Origin of the sequence: Wohlfahrtiimonas larvae (assembly GCF_002006755.1) — a bacterium.
Classification (GTDB): domain Bacteria; phylum Pseudomonadota; class Gammaproteobacteria; order Cardiobacteriales; family Wohlfahrtiimonadaceae; genus Wohlfahrtiimonas; species Wohlfahrtiimonas larvae.
In genome coordinates, this window is record NZ_MVDO01000132.1 from 1 (window position 1) to 1,190 (window position 1,190).

General features: G+C 37.3%; 3 protein-coding genes. All 3 read right to left on the reverse strand.

Annotation, left to right across the window (positions count from 1 at the left end):
- Positions 1-202: NAD(P)/FAD-dependent oxidoreductase (locus BZK14_RS07765; RefSeq protein ID WP_143691406.1), on the reverse strand; the 202-nt coding region annotated here is incomplete at its 3' end.
- 96 nt (positions 203-298) lie between these two features.
- Positions 299-661, reverse strand: coding sequence for a roadblock/LC7 domain-containing protein (locus BZK14_RS07770; RefSeq protein WP_077925953.1), 363 nt, complete (start codon positions 659-661; stop codon positions 299-301).
- A gap of 23 nt (positions 662-684) precedes the next feature.
- Positions 685-1,190, reverse strand: a 506-nt coding sequence (locus BZK14_RS07775) for a hypothetical protein (RefSeq protein WP_077925954.1), incomplete at its 5' end; no start/stop codon positions are given.

The window sequence follows — 1,190 nt, forward strand, 5'->3', positions numbered from 1 at the left end:
TTGTCATTAAAGCGGGCCCCGTTAATCCTTCTTCACCGCCTGGCCAATTATCAATTTCAGTCGTTGTCATTAATTGACCACCTTGCTGAATACCTGTAATAATCACAGGATTTAAATTAGCACGCGCAGCATAGAGTGCTGCCGTATAACCAGCAGGCCCTGATCCCAAAATGATCAGAGGATAAATTTTTTTCTCTTTCATAGCTTTATCCATCCAAAAGAAACATTATACAAAATATTTCATTTTTTAAAGGCACAAAAAAACCCACTCGCAAAAGTGGGTTTTGATATATTACTTCTACAACATCGGTTTAATTGCTTCTGATGCTCTTTTAATGTCTAAGAAAATCAGCCCTAAACGAGCATTAGACTTACACATTACAGATAATACAGCATCGCTACCCGCAGATGTCATAATCACATAACCTGAAGCACCCTTGACCAAAACCTGCTCGAGTTCACCTCTTGCTAATTCTTTAGCGATACGTTCACCCAACGATAACATAGCAGCACTCATCGCACCAACATGATCTTCATCCATACTTGCAGGCAAGAGTGAACTCATGATCAAACCATCTGTTGAAATAATTGCCGAAGCTTCTATATCCGCTGATGTACCATTCAATTCACTTAAAATTGAGTTCAACACTTCTTCACGCATATACTTGTCCTTTTATTATATCTTTAGTTCTTTTTGAACCTAACATTGCCATATCGATATACTAACACCCATATCAAATCTCGAAAAGCTTTTTGATTCAAAAAAGGTATGCCCGCAATCGTCAAGGTAAACTTATTACCTGAAACATCTATCGCATAAATACCCAATTGAGTCATACCTTGATAGTTTGTGATCCCAACACCAATGTGACTATGACCATTCACAATCTTAGATACTGTTTCATAACTATCTTGATATAAGCTCGATAAGCGGGTACTCATTGCGGCTATTTGATTCAATTCTTCTTCTGGAAAACCCACATTTCCCAATAAGAAACCCATTTGATCTGATAATAACGCCTTATCTAAACTTGAAAACATAGATAATAACGATGGTAGATCATTTTCAAAGTTAATGGCAGGAACCTTAACCTCTTTTGTTTCTGACTGAATAAAGTGCATGATCTCTAATTGGTAAAAAATCGCCTTAGCCAATTTCAGTTGATCCGCTTCAAATCCTGTCAGCTGAC

Bases quoted from the DNA above. Each gene is read 5' to 3' on its own strand.
- BZK14_RS07770 (WP_077925953.1), bottom strand. From the start codon at position 661: ATGCGTGAAGAAGTGTTGAACTCAATTTTAAGTGAATTGAATGGTACA.